Annotated in this window: 14 protein-coding genes and 1 other RNA gene; 10 read left to right on the top strand and 5 right to left on the bottom strand. The window is 63.2% G+C overall.

All coding sequences use genetic code 11. The annotated features are described in order from the left end of the window. Nucleotides 1-356, bottom strand: a transfer-messenger RNA (tmRNA) gene (gene ssrA / locus E4O92_RS03960); the annotation flags it as partial. A gap of 142 nt (nucleotides 357-498) precedes the next feature. Here ssrA and E4O92_RS03955 point away from each other — a divergent pair. Then, nucleotides 499-1377: a class I SAM-dependent methyltransferase gene (locus E4O92_RS03955; RefSeq protein ID WP_229483010.1), complete on the top strand. Its 879-nt coding sequence runs from the start codon at nucleotides 499-501 to the stop codon at nucleotides 1375-1377. Between the two features lie 32 nt (nucleotides 1378-1409). Here E4O92_RS03955 and E4O92_RS03950 read toward each other — a convergent pair whose 3' ends face one another. The 4 genes from E4O92_RS03950 to ompA all read right to left on the bottom strand — a co-directional run bounded on the left by E4O92_RS03950 (nucleotide 1410) and on the right by ompA (nucleotide 4397). After that, complete coding sequence (locus tag E4O92_RS03950) at nucleotides 1410-2009, bottom strand: hypothetical protein (protein WP_135188455.1); 600 nt, start codon at nucleotides 2007-2009, stop codon at nucleotides 1410-1412. A gap of 145 nt (nucleotides 2010-2154) precedes the next feature. Continuing rightward, nucleotides 2155-2871: an HAD family hydrolase gene (locus E4O92_RS03945; RefSeq protein WP_135188454.1), complete on the bottom strand. Its 717-nt coding sequence runs from the start codon at nucleotides 2869-2871 to the stop codon at nucleotides 2155-2157. Beyond that, nucleotides 2871-3572 (bottom strand): bifunctional 2-polyprenyl-6-hydroxyphenol methylase/3-demethylubiquinol 3-O-methyltransferase UbiG, encoded by a 702-nt coding sequence (ubiG, locus tag E4O92_RS03940; protein WP_135188453.1) that lies wholly within the window; start codon nucleotides 3570-3572, stop codon nucleotides 2871-2873. Before ubiG ends, E4O92_RS03945 begins: the two co-directional genes overlap by 1 nt. A gap of 93 nt (nucleotides 3573-3665) precedes the next feature. After that, nucleotides 3666-4397 carry an outer membrane protein OmpA gene (gene ompA / locus E4O92_RS03935; RefSeq protein WP_135188452.1) on the bottom strand — a complete coding sequence of 244 codons (732 nt, stop codon included), beginning with the start codon at nucleotides 4395-4397 and terminating at the stop codon, nucleotides 3666-3668. A gap of 388 nt (nucleotides 4398-4785) precedes the next feature. Between ompA and gyrA the strand changes: the two genes are divergently transcribed. The 9 genes from gyrA to rpsA all read left to right on the top strand — a co-directional run bounded on the left by gyrA (nucleotide 4786) and on the right by rpsA (nucleotide 16436). Next, nucleotides 4786-7401 carry a DNA gyrase subunit A gene (gene gyrA / locus E4O92_RS03930; RefSeq protein WP_135188451.1) on the top strand — a complete coding sequence of 872 codons (2616 nt, stop codon included), beginning with the start codon at nucleotides 4786-4788 and terminating at the stop codon, nucleotides 7399-7401. Nucleotides 7402-7483: 82 nt separating this feature from the next. Beyond that, nucleotides 7484-8035 (top strand): DUF2059 domain-containing protein, encoded by a 552-nt coding sequence (locus E4O92_RS03925; protein WP_135188450.1) that lies wholly within the window; start codon nucleotides 7484-7486, stop codon nucleotides 8033-8035. A 13-nt stretch (nucleotides 8036-8048) separates the two neighbouring features. Continuing rightward, a complete protein-coding gene (gene serC, locus E4O92_RS03920) occupies nucleotides 8049-9137 on the top strand; it encodes a 3-phosphoserine/phosphohydroxythreonine transaminase (RefSeq protein ID WP_135188449.1) in 1089 nt (362 codons plus the stop codon). Between the two features lie 187 nt (nucleotides 9138-9324). Further along, nucleotides 9325-10395, top strand: coding sequence for a prephenate dehydratase (gene pheA, locus E4O92_RS03915; protein ID WP_135188448.1), 1071 nt, complete (start codon nucleotides 9325-9327; stop codon nucleotides 10393-10395). A 21-nt stretch (nucleotides 10396-10416) separates the two neighbouring features. Then, on the top strand, nucleotides 10417-11520 hold the full coding sequence (hisC, locus tag E4O92_RS03910) for a histidinol-phosphate transaminase (protein WP_135188447.1): 1104 nt from the start codon (nucleotides 10417-10419) through the stop codon (nucleotides 11518-11520). Then, complete coding sequence (locus tag E4O92_RS03905; protein WP_206076807.1) at nucleotides 11521-12414, top strand: prephenate dehydrogenase; 894 nt, start codon at nucleotides 11521-11523, stop codon at nucleotides 12412-12414. After that, entirely contained in the window at nucleotides 12415-13746 is a 1332-nt protein-coding gene (gene aroA, locus E4O92_RS03900) for a 3-phosphoshikimate 1-carboxyvinyltransferase (protein WP_135188446.1), read from the top strand. 152 nt (nucleotides 13747-13898) lie between these two features. Further along, a complete protein-coding gene (cmk, locus tag E4O92_RS03895; RefSeq protein WP_135188445.1) occupies nucleotides 13899-14561 on the top strand; it encodes a (d)CMP kinase in 663 nt (220 codons plus the stop codon). A 165-nt stretch (nucleotides 14562-14726) separates the two neighbouring features. Further along, complete coding sequence (gene rpsA, locus E4O92_RS03890; protein WP_135188444.1) at nucleotides 14727-16436, top strand: 30S ribosomal protein S1; 1710 nt, start codon at nucleotides 14727-14729, stop codon at nucleotides 16434-16436. Nucleotides 16437-16450: the final 14 nt, after the last annotated feature.

Raw genomic sequence — 16450 nt, 5'->3', positions numbered from 1 at the left:
GAGGCGGCGGGAATTGAACCCGCGTCCGCAAGCACTCTACAGGCAGTTCTACATACTTAGCACTGTCAATTGATTTAACCCGGACAACGCGGACGTGCACGCTTTGGACAGGCGAGTCACCTTGAGTTTAAGGTTGAACCAAGTGACCCGGCTCAGCCCGATTCCCTGTAAATGACCCTTCATGCTGTTGCCAGCCCGCCCCAGGGACGAGACGGTGAAGGGCTAGCAGCGATTAAGCTGCGAGTGCGTACGAGTTATCGTTTGCAGTTATTGATTTCTGGGTGTATTTACGAGGTAACCAGCCCTCGGTATGCCCTGCGCTGCTTTGCAACCCACGTCGAAACCAGGTCGCCCCCCAGCGAAAGAATCTTCATTGTACCCCAAACCTCAGGGGCGTGCATGACGTCTGAGGATGGTCAAGCCGCTGGGCTCTTTTGTTGCGAACTCGGTACGGCCCAATGCTGACCAACTATCACACTTGGACGACCGGAGGGCGCGATGAGTGAGAGCACTGGTATGGCATGCATTGTCTGTGGCAACATCCAGGCGCGCGGCCTGGCCGCCTGGCACGCAGCCTGTCCTGGCTGCGCCTATGAATCCGCATCGTTCCGCGTCGCGATCAACGAGCAGCCGGTGGCGGACCCGGTCGACGAGGCCGAGCGCGAACTCGGCTTGAAGGGGCTGCGTCTGGAGAATTTCCGCGCGATCGTCGGGTTTGCGCGGCGGTATGCCGCACCCGGCGCGCACAAGCTGCTCGATGTCGGTAGTGCCCACGGCTGGTTTCTTGAGACCGCTCGCGATAGTTTTGATGTGCTGGGCGTCGAGCCGGACGCTGTTGTCGGCGCTCGCGCGTCGGCGCGTGGCTTGCCGGTGCGCGCCGGGTATTTTCCCGATGTGCTGGGGGAGGGGGAACGGTTCGACGTAATCGTCTTCAATGACGTCATCGAGCATATCCCGGATATCCGCAGCGCGCTCGGCGCCTGTCACCAGCGCCTGAACCCCGGCGGCATCCTGATTCTCAATCTGCCCAACAGCAGGGGCTTGTTCTACCGGATGTCAAAGACTATCGCCCGGCTTGGCTGGTCCGCGCCATTCGATCGGCTTTGGCAAAAGGATCTGCCTTCGCCGCACGTTCACTATTTCAATAGCGCGAACCTGGCGGCTCTGGTCGGCAAACACGGTTTCGAGCTGGTCCACGGCGCCGAACTGCCGGCCTTGCGCGCCAAGGGCTTGCTGGAGCGGCTGCGCTGTGCCGGTAACATTTCGATGTTGTCGCTTTATACGCAGTATCTGGCGATCCTGTGCATGATCCCGGTTTTGAATGCGTTCCCGAGCGATATCACCGTCTGCGTCTTTCGCAAAAAAGCCGCAGGCTGACAGCGCTGCGGCTTTGGGGGGGTAGTGGCTACTTAGCGGTTGCGGTTGGCGATTTCGTTGCCGAGCATGCCGCCGCCAATGATGCCGGCCACCGTCGCGAGCTTTTTGCCGTTGCCGCCGCCAACCTGGTTGCCGATCAGGCCGCCGATCACGGCGCCCGTGCCGATGCCGATGTAGTTCGGCTGGCTCGGCGCCGGCTGCGGGACCGGTTGCTGGGCAACTTGCGGGGCCGGCTGGTAGTCACGCGGTGCGTCGTAATGCGCGACCTGGGCGGTGTGGTGGGTTACCTTTTTCGGCGCCGGCTTTTGGACTTCTTTGATCACCACTTCCTTGATGATTTGCGGCTGTGGCGCGGCGGCCGGGACCGGTTGAGCGTAGGCTGCTGTCATCTGGCCTGCCGGAACAGCCATCGGTGCTGCCAGTTGCGGCTGGTTGGCCATGCCAGGCTGTGCGGCGACGGGGGCGTAGCCGTAAGCCTGGGCCGCCGGCGGTTGCTGGGCTTCGGTGGTCGCGTGCGAGGTGGGCAGGATGCCGGTAATCGCGGCAGCCCCGGCCAAGCTGACTATGATGACCGAGACGGCAGCGGCTGCCATGAGCGGGTGAATACGGTTGGGGCTACGCGCGATTTCCATTTTTCTGCTCCGGGGGTTGGGTTGTGGTGCAGGAGTAGATTAATGGCAGGGATGTTCGAGAGATAGACGCTGAGCTGTATCAATCGTAAAGATGTGTAAGCGCGGATCGCCGGCCGGCCACGCGAGCGTGGTCCCAAGCCGGGTATCAGACTTGTACGGTCGATTCGTGTTGCGTTGCGGCCGCGATGAGCGAGCGCAGGGTTTCAAGCAGGTCGGCGGGCGTATCGAGCAGGTAGTCGGCGCCCCAGGTCGACGGTTCAATCGAGCCGCAATAGCCCCATGCGCACGCCACCGTGATCATGCCGGCCGCCTGGCCCGCTTGTACGTCGCGCAGGTCGTCGCCCACGTACCAGCAGTCTCCGGGTGCCACGCCCAGCCGGCGCGCGCCTTCCAGCAGCGGGGCGGGGTGGGGCTTGGAGTGGGCGGTGGTGTCGCCGGAAACGATGCAGCCGGCGTGCGCCAGCCCGATCTGCGGAATCAGCGGGTCGGTAAAGCGCGATGCCTTGTTGGTGACGATTCCCCATTCCATGCCGGCCGCGCGGATGCCGTCCAGCAGCTCGATCACGCCGCCGAACAGGGTACTGTGCACCGCAATTGCCGACTGGTAGCGGTCGAACCACGCCTGGCGCAGCTCTTCAAAGCCGGCGTCGCCGGGCGCCAGCCCGAATGCGGCGCCGATCATGCCGCGGGCGCCGGCCGAGGCGGTGGGGCGCAGTATCGCGTACGGCGCCGGTTCAAGGCCGCGTTCGGTGCGCAGCCAGTTCACGGCCGCCGCCAGGTCGGGCGCGGTGTCGGCCAACGTGCCGTCGAGGTCGAACAAAATGGCACGCGGTGCCGGCAGCAGGGCGGGGGAGGTGGTCATCAGAGCGGTTTGGTGCACGCCACCATGTAGTTCACATCGGTGTCGTTGTTCAGCGAATAGATTTTGGTCAGCGGGTTGTAGGTCAGACCCTTGAGGCTGTCGACCACCAGAGCGGCCTCGCGCACGAATTGCGACAGTTCGGCTGGCGTGATGAACTTGGCGTAGTCATGGGTGCCGCGTGGCAGCATGCGCAGCACGTATTCGGCGCCGATCACGGCAAACAGGTAGGACTTGAAGTTGCGGTTGAGCGTGGAGAAGAACAGGCGCCCGCCTGGCTTGACCAGGGTCGCGGCCGCCTTCACGATCGCCGCCGGATCGGGTACATGCTCGAGCATTTCCATGCAGGTCACCACGTCGAACTGGCCCGGTTCCTCGGCCGCCATGTCCTCGGCGGCGATGCGCTTGTAGCGCACCTCGACGCTTGACTCCAGGCTGTGCAGGTCGGCCACCTTCAGCGCTTTTTCCGACAGGTCGATGCCGGTCACCTTGGCGCCCTTGCGCGCCATTGCTTCGGACAGCACGCCGCCGCCGCAGCCGATGTCGATCACGTTCTTGCCCGCCAGCGGGGCGAGCGCGTTGATCCATTCAAGGCGTAGGGGGTTGATCTCGTGTAACGGACGAAATTCGGATGTCGGGTCCCACCAGCGGTGGGCCAGTTCACTGAATTTCTGGATCTCAAGAGGGTCGGCGTTGGTAGTCATAGGTGCGAATAATAGCGGTAAATGGTTGGGCAGGGCGGACGGCAGGCATAAAAAAACCCCGCCGCAGCGGGGTCAGGGTGCGCGTGAAAGCGCTTACTTCTGGCTCGGGGTGCCTGCGGCGCCGCCGCTGACGGAGCGGGTGCCCACCACTTCGATTTCCACGCGACGGTTCTTGGCGCGGCCAGCTGCGGTCTTGTTGTCCGCGATCGGCTGGGTCTTGCCTTTGCCTTCGGTGTAGATGCGGTGCGCTTCCACGCCCTTGCTTTCCAGGTAGGTCTTCACCGCTTCGGCGCGACGCACCGACAGCTTCTGGTTGTAGGCTTCCGTACCGATCGAGTCGGTGTGGCCCACGGCGATGATCACTTCCAGGTTCATGTCCTTCAGCTTGGAGACCAGGTCATCCAGCGCGGCCTTGCCGTCCGGCTTGAGGACTGCCTTGTCAAAGTCGAAGAACGTGTCGGCCGAGTAGCTGACTTTTTCCGAGGTCGGGACCGGTGCTGGCGGAGGAGGCGGCGGCGGCTGCACAGCCGGCGGCGGCGGCGGCGGCGGTGCCACGCACTTGCCGTTCACCAGCTTCTCCGGCGGCACGCACAGCGGCGCGTCGCAGCCTGGAGCCGCGTCGGCCGGGGTCCAGTAGCCGGTACGCCAGCACAGGCCGAAAGGATCGCGCGCGATCACGCCGCGGGCATCCTGCACGTAAGCGCTGTACGGCTTCGGTGCCTGGATGTCGGTGGTCAGCGGCGCGTACGGCGGTGCGCTCTGCGCATATGCGCTGCCCGCCATCGCGGCCGAAGCTGCGAGCATGAGGGTTGCTAATTTATTCATATTCTTCCTTCCTTTCGGGTGATATCCGTTGCAAAACCGCCAAAAAATGGCCTGAACACAGCAGGATGCTGCCATCCGAACTGCCCTGTCCGTTTCGCATTGTGAAACAAGCAATTAACGTCCTGCCCATTTTGCCATATGCTCTACAGTCGCACGACCCACGCTAAATCAAACCCAATCCTTATTTGCCCCTATGTTGTTTCTTCGCAACATCATAAAAACGGGCGTTCAGGCTGCTTGACAAGCTGTCGGTTGTAAATACGCGACAGCGTCCTGGTCCGGGGTGAAGTGCGCCCCTTGCCTGCAAATTGCGCTGCTGCTATAGCGCGCATGGTAAAATCGTCCGCTTGTAACTCATAACCACAGCCTGAAAGCAGTCGACCCGCCAATGGATCAATTCGCAAAAGAAACTGTCCCCATTTCCCTAGAAGAAGAAATGCGCAAGAGCTACCTCGATTACGCCATGAGCGTGATCGTGGGCCGCGCTCTGCCGGATGTGCGCGACGGCTTGAAGCCGGTGCATCGGCGCGTGCTGTACGCGATGCACGAGATGAACAACGTGTGGAACCGTCCTTACCTGAAGTGTGCGCGCGTCGTCGGCGACACCATGGGCAAGTACCACCCGCACGGCGACGCCTCGATTTACGACACGCTGGTGCGTATGGCGCAGGACTTCTCGCTGCGCTACACGCTGGTCGACGGTCAGGGCAACTTCGGCTCGATCGATGGCGACAGCGCGGCGGCCATGCGTTACACCGAGTGTCGCCTGGACCGGATCTCGAACGAATTGCTGGCGGACATCGACAAGGACACGGTCGACTTCCAGCCGAACTACGACGGCAAGGAAAAGGAACCGACAGTCCTGCCGACCCGCATTCCCAATCTGCTGGTCAATGGCTCTTCCGGCATCGCGGTCGGCATGGCGACCAACATCCCGCCGCACAACCTGTCGGAAGTGATCAACGGCGCGCAGCACCTGCTGCAGCATCCGGACTGCTCGATCGACGAGCTGATCGAGCTGATTCCGGCGCCGGACTTCCCGACCGCCGGCATCATCTACGGCATTTCGGGCGTGCGCGACGGTTACCGTACCGGCCGCGGCCGGGTGGTGATGCGCGCCAAGACCCACTTCGAGGAATACGGCAAGGACGGCGGCCGCGTCGCGATCATCATCGACGAGCTGCCCTACCAGGTCAACAAGAAGTCCCTGCTTGAGCGCATCGCCGAGAACGTGCGCGACAAGAAGCTGGAAGGCATCTCCGACATCCGCGACGAGTCCGACAAGTCGGGCATGCGCGTGGTAATTGAACTGAAGCGTGGCGAAGTGCCCGAGGTCGTGCTGAACAACCTGTTCAAGCAGACCCAGATGCAGGACACCTTCGGCATGAACATGGTGGCGCTGGTCAACGGCCAGCCGAAGCTCTTGAACCTCAAGCAGATGCTCGAGTGCTTCCTGTCGCACCGCCGCGAAGTGGTCACCCGCCGCACCGCGTTCGAGCTGCGCAAGGCGCGCGAGCGCGGCCACATGCTGGAAGGCCTGGCGGTGGCGCTGGCCAACATCGACGATTTCATCGCGATCATCAAGGCCGCGCCGACGCCGCCGATCGCGAAAACCGAATTGATGGCGCGCCCTTGGGATTCGTCCCTGGTGCGCTCAATGCTCACCCGCACCGAAACCGGCGCGGCCGGCGGCATCGAGGCGTTCCGTCCGGAACACCTGCCCAAGCATTACGGCATGCAGCCGGACGGCCTGTACAAGCTGTCCGACGAGCAGGCGCAGGAAATCCTGCAGATGCGCCTGCAGCGCCTGACCGGCCTGGAGCAGGACAAGATCGTCAACGAGTACAAGGAAGTGATGGAGCACATCGCCGACCTGCTCGACATCCTGGCCCGCCCGGAGCGCGTCACGCAGATCATCAGCGACGAGATGGTTGCCATCAAGTCCGAGTACACCGAGAACGGCAAGGACACGCGCCGCTCGGTCATCGAGCACAACGCCAGCGACCTCGAAACCGAAGACCTGATCACGCCGCAGGACATGGTGGTGACCCTGTCGCACACCGGCTACATGAAGGCGCAGCCGGTGTCCGAATACCGCGCGCAGAAGCGTGGCGGCCGCGGCAAGCAGGCGATGGCGACCAAGGAAGACGACTGGATCGACCAGCTGTTCATTGCCAACACGCACGACTACATTCTGTGCTTCTCGGATCGCGGCCGTTTGTATTGGCTGAAGGTATGGGAAGTGCCGCAAGGCTCGCGCAATTCGCGCGGCAAGCCGATCGTTAATATGTTCCCGTTGCAGGAGAACGAGAAGATCACGGTGGTGTTGCCGTTGTCGGGTGATAACCGGACCTTCCCGGAAGACCACTACGTGTTCATGGCCACCAGCTTGGGTACCGTGAAGAAGACGCCGCTGCGCGACTTCTCCAACCCGCGCAAGGCCGGCATCATCGCGGTCGACCTGGACGAGGGCGACTACCTGATCGGCGCCGCGCTGACCGATGGCGCGCACGATGTGATGCTGTTCTCCGATGCCGGCAAGGCGGTGCGCTTCGACGAGAACGACGTGCGCCCGATGGGCCGCAATGCGCGCGGTGTGCGCGGCATGAATTTGGAAGACGGGCAGCAGGTGATCGCGCTGTTGGTGGCCGAAAACGAGTCGCAGTCGGTGCTGACCGCGACCGAGAACGGCTTCGGCAAGCGCACCCCGATCACTGAGTACACCCGCCACGGCCGCGGCACCAAGGGCATGATCGCGATCCAGACCAGCGAGCGCAATGGCAAGGTGGTGGCCGCAACACTGGTCGAGGAAAAAGATGAGATCATGCTGATCACCACTGGTGGTGTGCTGATCCGCACCCGGGTGTCGGAGATCCGCGAGATGGGCCGCGCCACCCAGGGCGTGACCTTGATCGCGGTCGAGGACGGCACCAAGTTGTCGGGCCTGCAGCGCATCGTCGAGACGGACGTGGAAGAGGTTGAGCTTGAGCAACCTCCGGAGTAAGTAATGTGTTCGGCCCGCCGGCGGCCCGTCCGCCGGCGAGTTTCATCGATTCTTCGGTTCGCTTCAATCACGGGACAAAAGCATGAAAAAATATCTCGTCGCCCTTGCCGTTGTCGTGTTCACTGGCGCTGCTTCCTTTGCCCAAGCCGCGCCCGCTTTTGATCCAGCGGTGGCCCAGGCCACGAAGCAGATGTTTGCTTCAATGAAGATGCGGGACGTGTTGGTGGCGTCGATCAAGCAGGCTGAACTGGCGTTTCCGGGGCAGGTGCGCCAGATGATGACTAGCATGATCAACAATGATGCGAGCCTGACCGCGGAACGGCAGAAAGAGGCTTTGGCCAAGATCGAAAAGGTGTTGCCGACGTTGGAAGCGCGAACGCACGAGATATTCTCGGACCAATCGATGATCGATGAGATATTGGAACAATCCATTCCCGTGTACGCCAGCATTTACACCGTCGACGAAATTCATCAGCTGTCGGCGTTTTACCACTCGCCACTCGGGCAGAAGATGCTTGCGAATACGTCAAAACTGTCGGCCGAAAGCATAGGGATCAGCAACCGAGTGATGATGCCCCGCCTCGAAAAACTGATGGCGCAGATCGTCCAGAGCATTGTGGACGAACAACCGTAACGAAAGGATCGCAGTGTCTCAAGTCTTCAACTTTTCCGCCGGCCCTGCCGTCCTGCCCAAGGAAGTGCTGCAGCAGGCAGCGTCCGAAATGCTCGACTGGCACGGCAGCGGAATGTCGGTCATGGAGATGAGTCACCGCGGTCCCGAATTCATCTCGATTTACAAGCAGGCCGAAGCTGACCTGCGCGAATTGCTGCAGGTTCCCGCCAATTACAAAATCTTGTTCATGCAGGGCGGGGGACTGGGCCAGAATGCCATCATTCCGATGAACCTGGCCGGCCGCAAACCACAGTCGGCCACCATCGATTTCGTCCACACCGGTACCTGGTCGGGCAAATCGATCAAGGAAGCGCACCGCTACGCCAATGTGAACGTGGCCGCCTCCAGCGAGGCGCAGCGCTTTACGATGGTGCCGCCGCAGGAATCCTGGAAACTCAGCAAGGACGCGGCCTATTTGCACATCTGCACCAACGAAACCATCGATGGTGTGGAATACAACTTCGTACCCGAAGTGCAGGGCGATACCCCGCTGGTGGCCGACATGTCCTCGCACATCCTGTCACGCGTGGTCGACGTGTCCAGATACGGCATGATCTTCGCCGGCGCCCAAAAGAACATCGGCCCTGCCGGCCTGACGCTGGTGATCGTGCGCGAAGACCTGCTCGGGCACGCGCTGTCGATCTGTCCTTCGGCATTTCACTGGAATACGGTGGCCGAGCACGAATCGATGTTCAATACGCCGCCGACTTACGCGATCTACATCGCCGGCCTAGTGTTCGCATGGCTTAAGCGAAATGGCGGAGTGGCGGCCATGGAGCAGCGCAATATCGAGAAATCGCGCCTGCTGTACCAGACGCTGGACATTGACGACTTCTACCAGAATCGCGTGGCGAAAGAATGCCGGTCGCGGATGAACGTACCGTTCTTCTTGCGCGACCAAACCCTGAACGAGAAATTCCTGGCCGGCGCGAAGGCGCGCGGGCTGCTGCAACTGAAGGGCCACAAGTCCGTCGGCGGTATGCGGGCATCGATCTACAACGCGATGCCGATCGAGGGCGTGCAAGCCCTCGTCGATTATTTGAACGAGTTCGCCGGGCGGTAGGTACCCCGTAGGGTGGGCGGGGCGAGGCTGGCCAGTGGCCAGCCGAACGAACGCCCACGCGTCCAGACGGAGGATGCCGATGGTTGCGGCATTCTTGCAGCGGTTGAACGCGTGGGCGGACGAGCCGCCCACCCTACAGGTGCGGCCGCAGGCATCAGCACGCGCGAACCGATAATTTGAGCAGACAATGACAGACAAACTGAAACCTTTGCGCGAACGGATCGATTCGATCGACGCGCAGATCCTGGACCTGCTGAGCCAGCGTGGCCGCGTGGCCCAGGAAGTCGGCCACGTGAAGGCCGAGACCAACGCACCGGTGTTCCGCCCCGAGCGCGAAGCGCAGATCCTGCGCCGTGTGGCCGAGCGCAACCCCGGCCCGCTCAAGGACCGCGACGTCCAGACCATCTTCCGCGACATCATGTCCGCCTGCCGCGCGCTGGAAAAGCGCGTGACTGTGGCCTACCTCGGCCCGTCCGGCACTTTCTCCGAGCAGGCGGTGTTCCAGCAGTTCGGCACCGCGATCGAAACCCTGCCTTGCGTGTCGATCGACGAGGTGTTCCGCGCCACCGAGGCCGGCACCGCCGACTTTGGCGTGGTCCCGGTCGAGAATTCGTCGGAAGGCGCGATCAACCGCACGCTCGACCTGATGCTTGGCACCACCACCATCATCAGCGGCGAAGTCTCGATCCCGGTTCATCACAGCCTGATGACCAAGACTGGCAGCATGGACGGCGTCAAGGTGGTGGCCGCGCATTCGCAGGCGCTGGCGCAGTGCCAGGTGTGGCTCAACCTGCACCACCCGAACGTGGAACGGCGCGCGGTGGCCTCCAACGCCGAGGCGGCCGTGATGGCCAGCCAGGACCCGACCATCGCCGCGATCGCGAGCGAGATGGCGGGTGAGCAGTACGGCCTGGGCGTGGTGCAGGCCCACATCCAGGACGACCCGCACAACCGCACGCGCTTTGCCGTGATCGGCCACCTGCATACCAACCCGTCGGGTAAGGACCACACCTCGATCGTGCTGGCGGTGCCCAACAAGGCCGGCGCCGTCTACAACCTGCTGGCGCCGCTGGCGAAACACGGCGTGTCGATGACGCGCTTCGAGTCGCGCCCGGCGCGCATCGGCACCTGGGAGTACTACTTTTACGTGGACATCCAAGGCCACGTGATGGACGAGGCGGTCGCCAGGGCGCTCGACGAGCTGAAGGACAATGCCGCCTTCTTCAAGGTGCTCGGCTCCTATCCGCAAAGTTTATAAACCATACTATCGGGATTCTCAATGTCGCAATTCGGACCGGAATACGTTCGCGCCATCGCCCCTTACCAGGCCGGCAAACCCATCTCTGAAGTCGCCCGCGAGTTCGGGCTCGATGAGGCCAATATCGTCAAGCTTGCGTCGAACGAGAATCCGTTCGGCGTCCCGGAGTCGAGCAAGCAGGCGATGGCCGCGGCCGCGGCTGAACTGGGCCGTTATCCGGACGCGAACGGCTTCGAACTCAAGGCCGCGCTCTCGAAACGTTATGACGTGCCGGCCGACTGGATCACGCTTGGCAACGGCAGCAACGACATTCTCGAAATCGCCGCGCACGCCTTCGTGCAAAAGGGCGAGGCGGTGGTGTACTCGCAATACTCGTTCGCGGTGTACGCGCTGGCTACCCAGGGCGTGGGCGGCCGCGCGATCGTCGTGCCGGCGCGCGAGTTCGGCCACGACCTCGATGCCATGGCCGCAGCCATCGATGGCGACACCCGCCTGGTCTACATCGCGAACCCGAACAACCCGACCGGCACCTTCATCGCGGCGTCGCACATCGAGGCGTTCCTCACCAAGGTGCCAAGCAACGTGGTGGTGGTACTGGACGAGGCGTACAACGAATACCTGGCGCCCGAACACCAGTTCGAATCGGCGCAGTGGGTGCGCAAGTATCCGAACCTGGTGGTCTCGCGCACCTTCTCCAAGGCGTACGGCCTGGCCGGCCTGCGCGTGGGTTTCGCGATTGCCCAGCCGATCGTGACGGACCTGATGAACCGCATCCGCCAGCCGTTCAACGTCAACTCGCTGGCGCAGGCGGCCGCGATCGCGGCGCTGAACGACAAGGCGTTCCTGGAGCAGGGCGCCAAGAACAACGCCGAAGGCTACCTGCAGCTGACCGCCGCGTTCGACGAGTTGGGCCTGGAGTACGTGCCTTCGTACGGCAACTTCGTGCTGGTCAAGGTCGGCAATGACGATGGCGCCGGAGCGCGCGTGAACCTGGCGCTGCTCCAGCAGGGCGTGATCGTGCGCCCGGTCGGCGCTTACGGCCTGCCGCAGTGGCTGCGCATCTCGATCGGCCTGCCGGGCGAGAATGCGACGTTCATCGCGGCGCTGAAGAAGGCGCTGGGCTAAATGCTGGACAAGGTCGTCATCGTCGGCGTCGGCCTGATCGGCGGCTCGTTCGCGCTCGCGCTTAAAAAAGCGGGCGCCGTGCGCCACATCGTCGGCATGGGACGCTCGCCCGAGGTCATGGCGCGCGCACTGGCGCTGGGCATCGTCGACAGCGCCACCGGCTCGCCGCAGGATGCGATGCGCGGCGCGGACCTGGTCCTGCTGGCCGCGCCGGTCGCGCAGACCGGGCCGATCCTGGCGCGACTGGCGCCGTACCTGGAAGAGGGAACCGTCATCACTGACGCCGGCAGCACCAAGTCGGACGTGGTGGCCGCGGCGCGCGCCGCGCTGGGCGAGCGGGTCGGGCAGTTCGTGCCGGGCCACCCCATCGCCGGGCGCGAATCGAACGGGCCGGATGCGGCGCTGGCCGAGCTTTACGTCGGCAAGAAGACCGTCCTCACTCCACTGCCGGAAAACCCGGACGACATGGTCGAGCGCGTGGCCGCAAGCTGGCGCGCGTGTGGCGCGGTGATCCACAAGCTCTCCGCGCACGAGCACGACAAGGTGTTTGCGGCGGTCAGCCACCTGCCGCACCTGCTGGCCTATGCGCTGGTCGATGACATCGCCAGCAAGCCGCACGCCGGCCTGCTGTTCCAGTACGCCGCCAGCGGCTTTCGCGACTTCACGCGCATCGCCGGCTCGTCGCCGGAAATGTGGCGCGACATCAGCCTGGCCAACCGCGACGCGCTCCTCGGTGAGCTGGACGCCTATCTGGCACAATTGACTTCAATGCGCGCGATGCTGGCCGCATCCGACGGCGCCGCCCTCGAGCGGGTTTATGCCAATGCCCAGCGCGCGCGTCATGCATGGATCTCGGCCATCGAGAATGCACGGGATCCGGATTCGGGAAAATAAATGACGCAGCAAAAACACTACCCGCAGCACATCGACCTTGAGCCCGTTATGCACGTGTCAGGTTCGGTGCGCCTGCCGGGTTCGAAAAGCATCTCCAACCGCACCTTGCTGCTGGCCGCGTTGTCGGAAGGGGCCACCACCATCCATGACCTGCTCGATTCGGACGACACGCAGGTGATGCTGGCCGCGCTGCGCTCGCTGGGCATCGAGTGGGAACAGGTGGACGAGCGTACCCACGTGGTGCGCGGCGCCGGCGGGGCACTGCCGGTGCAGCAGGCTGACCTCTTCATGGGCAACGCCGGCACCGCGATCCGCCCGCTCACGGCCGCGCTGGCGGTGATCGGCGGCGACTACACCCTGCACGGCGTGGCGCGCATGCACGAGCGTCCGATCGGCGATCTGGTCGACGCGCTTAACGCGGTCGGCGCGCAGATCGAATACACGGGCGTGCCAGGCTTTCCGCCGCTGCGCATCCGGCGCGGCGAGGTCAAGCCCGACCGCATGGCCGTTCGCGGCAACGTGTCGAGCCAGTTCCTGACCGCGCTCCTGATGGCGGCCCCGCTGATGGCCACGGACCACGCGGTCACCATCGAGGTGGTCGGCGAGCTGATTTCCAAGCCCTACATCGAGATCACGCTTAACCTCATGCGCCGCTTCGGCGTGACGGTCGAGCAGGACGGCTGGCAGTCGTTCACGGTGCAGCCGGGCCAGCGTTACCTTAGTCCGGGCAGCATCCACGTCGAGGGCGATGCCTCGTCGGCCTCGTACTTTTTGGCGGCCGGCGCAATCGCCGGCGGGCCGGTGCGGGTCGAGGGCGTGGGCCGCGACAGCATCCAGGGCGACGTGCGCTTTGCCGACGCGCTCGAACAGATGGGCGCCACCGTCACGCGCGGCGAGAACTGGATCGAGGCGAAGTCGAACGGCGTGCTCAAGGCGATCGACGCCGACTTCAACCACATTCCGGACGCGGCGATGACGATCGCGGTGGCGGCGCTCTACGCGGACGGTACCAGCACACTGCGCAATATCGCCAGCTGGCGGGTCAAGGAAACCGACCGCCTGGCGGCGATGGCCACCGAGCTGCGCAAGGTCGGCGCGACGGTGGAGGAGGGGGCGGACTACATCCGGATCACGCCGCCGCAGCAGTTGCAGCCCGCCACCATCGACACCTACGACGACCACCGGATGGCGATGTGCTTTGCGCTCGCTTCGCTCGACGGCAAGGCACGGCGCGGCAACGCGATGCGCATTAACGATCCCAAATGCGTCGCCAAGACCTTTCCGGATTATTTCGAGGCATTCGCCAAGATTGCCCGGAACGGGGTATTCTGACGATCGCCCATGCACATCGTAGGGTGCGCACCTGTGCGCACGCGGTACGTGTGCATGCAGGCGCCAACGGAATGCAAAGGTACAGCGTGCGCACAGGTGGGCACCCTACGCCGCCGCCAGAGATGCGTTTCAATCATTAAAAAAGAAGCAATATGCCGAATTCCCACATCCCCGTCATCACCATTGACGGCCCCACCGCCTCGGGCAAGGGCACGGTCGCGCACAAGGTGGCCGAGCGGCTCGGCTTTCACGTGCTCGACTCGGGCGCGCTGTACCGCCTGACCGCGCTCGCTGCGCTGCGCCGCGGCACCGAGCTCTCCGACGAACACGCGCTGGCCAAGATCGCCGAGCGCCTGCCGGCCAAATTCGTCGGCGGCGAAATCTTCCTGGGCACCGAAAACGTCGGCCACGCCCTGCGCGCGGAAGAGGTGGGCAATGCGGCATCGAAGATCGCGGCGCTGCCGGCGGTGCGCCAGGCCTTGTACGGCCTGCAGCTGGCGTTCCGCGAGGCGCCCGGCCTGGTCGCCGACGGGCGCGATATGGGCACCGTGATCTTTCCCGGTGCTAAGTTAAAGATTTTCCTAACAGCAAGTGTTGCCGCGCGCGCCGAACGGCGATATAAGCAATTGATTGGCAAAGGTTTTCCTGCTAATATGGAAGGTCTGCTGGCTGATTTGCATTCGCGTGACGAGCGGGACATGAACCGCGCGGTCGCGCCGCTCAAGCCGGCGGAAGGCGCGCATATCCTCGATACTTCCGACATGACGGCCGATCAGGCGGTGGAGGCGGTGCTGGAGTGGTATAGGCACGCATAGTTTCTGGCGCCGAAGTCCTGGCGCGAATGGCGCGCTGGCGCTGGCGATCCAAATGGACCGCGGCGAAGCGTTCTTTTGGTGCCTGCGAAGGCTCGCAGGCTGTGTTAAACCCTGACCCAGTTCAGTCTGCATATTGCCGGGCTGCTGGCTAACCTTAAATATCCTATGTCTACTGCTGCAACAACCCAAGCAACCGGTTCGGAAAGCTTTGCCGCCCTCTTCGAGGAATCGCTGGCGCGCCAAGATATGCGTTCGGGCGAAGTGATTTCGGCCGAAGTCGTGCGCCTGGATCACAACTTCGTGATCGTGAACGCCGGCCTGAAATCGGAAGCTTTCATCCCTATCGACGAATTCAAGAATGACCAGGGCGAACTGGAAGTCAAGGTTGGCGACTTCGTTTCCGTGGCCATCGAATCGCTGGAAAATGGTTTCGGCGATACCATCCTGTCGCGCGACAAGGCGAAGCGCCTGGCATCGTGGCTGGCACTGGAAAAAGCAATGGAGTCGGGCGAGATCGTCACCGGCACCGTGAACGGCAAGGTCAAGGGCGGCCTGACCGTCCTGACCAACGGCATCCGCGCATTCCTGCCGGGTTCGCTGGTCGACACCCGTCCGGTCAAGGACACCACCCCGTTCGAAGGCAAGACCCTGGAATTCAAGGTCATCAAGCTGGACCGCAAGCGCAACAACGTGGTGCTGTCGCGCCGCGCCGTGATCGAAGCCTCGATGGGCGAAGAGCGCGCCAAGCTGATGGAAACCCTGAAGGAAGGCACCGTCGTCACCGGCGTGGTCAAGAACATCACCGACTACGGTGCGTTCGTTGACCTGGGCGGCATCGACGGCCTGCTGCACATCACCGACCTGGCATGGCGCCGTGTGCGTCACCCGTCGGAAGTGCTGTCCGTCGGCCAGGAAATCACCGCCAAGGTCCTCAAGTACGACCAGGAAAAGAACCGCGTCTCGCTGGGCGTCAAGCAGCTGGGCGACGATCCGTGGACTGGCCTGTCGCGTCGCTACCCGACCGGCACCCGCCTGTTCGGCAAGGTCACCAACCTGACCGACTACGGCGCGTTCGTCGAAGTCGAGCAGGGCATCGAAGGCCTGGTGCACGTGTCGGAAATGGACTGGACCAACAAGAACGTGGCTCCGAACAAGGTTGTCCAGCTGGGCGACGAAGTCGAAGTCATGGTCCTGGAAATCGACGAAGAGCGTCGCCGTATCTCGCTGGGCATGAAGCAGTGCAAAGCGAATCCGTGGGACGAATTCGGCGTGACCCACAAGAAGGGCGACAAGGTCAAGGGTTCGATCAAGTCGATCACCGACTTCGGCGTGTTCATCGGCCTGCCGGGCAACATCGACGGCCTGGTGCACCTGTCCGACCTGTCGTGGACCGAGCCGGGCGAAGAGGCCGTGCGCAAGTTCAAGAAGGGCGACGAGCTGGAAGCTGTCGTGCTGGCAATCGACGTCGAGCGCGAGCGTGTCTCGCTGGGCGTCAAGCAGCTCGAAGGCGACCCGTTCAACAACTTCGCTGCCCTGAACGACAAGGGTTCGCTGGTGACCGGCACGGTCAAATCGGTTGAGCCGAAAGGCGCCGTGATCGCACTGACCGACGAAGTCGAAGGCTACCTGCGTGCTTCGGAAATCTCGCGCGACCGCGTGGAAGATGCCGGCACCCACCTGAAGGTTGGCGACAAGGTTGAAGCGCTGGTCATCAACATCGACCGCAAATCGCGCAGCATCCAGCTGTCGATCAAGGCCAAGGACAGCGCCGAGACCCAGGAAGCCATGCAGAAGCTGGCAGCTGACAGCAGCGCCGCATCGGGCACCACCAGCCTGGGCGCACTGCTGAAGGCCAAGTTCGACAACAAGGGCTGATCTCCTTAAGGCGC

Origin of the sequence: Massilia horti, from assembly GCF_004614195.1 — a bacterium.
Taxonomy (GTDB): Bacteria; Pseudomonadota; Gammaproteobacteria; order Burkholderiales; family Burkholderiaceae_D; genus Telluria; species Telluria horti.
The sequence above is the reverse complement of the archived record's forward strand: the minus strand, read 5'-3'. Positions and strand labels throughout refer to the sequence as shown.

Excerpts from the sequence above, each read along its gene's own strand:
- pheA (WP_135188448.1), top strand. The coding sequence starts at position 9,325 with ATGACAGACAAACTGAAACCTTTGCGCGAACGGATCGATTCGATCGAC.
- cmk (WP_135188445.1), top strand. The coding sequence starts at position 13,899 with ATGCCGAATTCCCACATCCCCGTCATCACCATTGACGGCCCCACCGCC.
- E4O92_RS03905 (WP_206076807.1), top strand. The coding sequence starts at position 11,521 with ATGCTGGACAAGGTCGTCATCGTCGGCGTCGGCCTGATCGGCGGCTCG.
- E4O92_RS03955 (WP_229483010.1), top strand. The coding sequence starts at position 499 with ATGAGTGAGAGCACTGGTATGGCATGCATTGTCTGTGGCAACATCCAG.
- E4O92_RS03925 (WP_135188450.1), top strand. The coding sequence starts at position 7,484 with ATGAAAAAATATCTCGTCGCCCTTGCCGTTGTCGTGTTCACTGGCGCT.
- gyrA (WP_135188451.1), top strand. The coding sequence starts at position 4,786 with ATGGATCAATTCGCAAAAGAAACTGTCCCCATTTCCCTAGAAGAAGAA.
- hisC (WP_135188447.1), top strand. The coding sequence starts at position 10,417 with ATGTCGCAATTCGGACCGGAATACGTTCGCGCCATCGCCCCTTACCAG.
- E4O92_RS03950 (WP_135188455.1), bottom strand. The coding sequence starts at position 2,009 with ATGGAAATCGCGCGTAGCCCCAACCGTATTCACCCGCTCATGGCAGCC.
- ubiG (WP_135188453.1), bottom strand. The coding sequence starts at position 3,572 with ATGACTACCAACGCCGACCCTCTTGAGATCCAGAAATTCAGTGAACTG.
- ompA (WP_135188452.1), bottom strand. The coding sequence starts at position 4,397 with ATGAATAAATTAGCAACCCTCATGCTCGCAGCTTCGGCCGCGATGGCG.
- aroA (WP_135188446.1), top strand. The coding sequence starts at position 12,415 with ATGACGCAGCAAAAACACTACCCGCAGCACATCGACCTTGAGCCCGTT.
- E4O92_RS03945 (WP_135188454.1), bottom strand. The coding sequence starts at position 2,871 with ATGACCACCTCCCCCGCCCTGCTGCCGGCACCGCGTGCCATTTTGTTC.
- rpsA (WP_135188444.1), top strand. The coding sequence starts at position 14,727 with ATGTCTACTGCTGCAACAACCCAAGCAACCGGTTCGGAAAGCTTTGCC.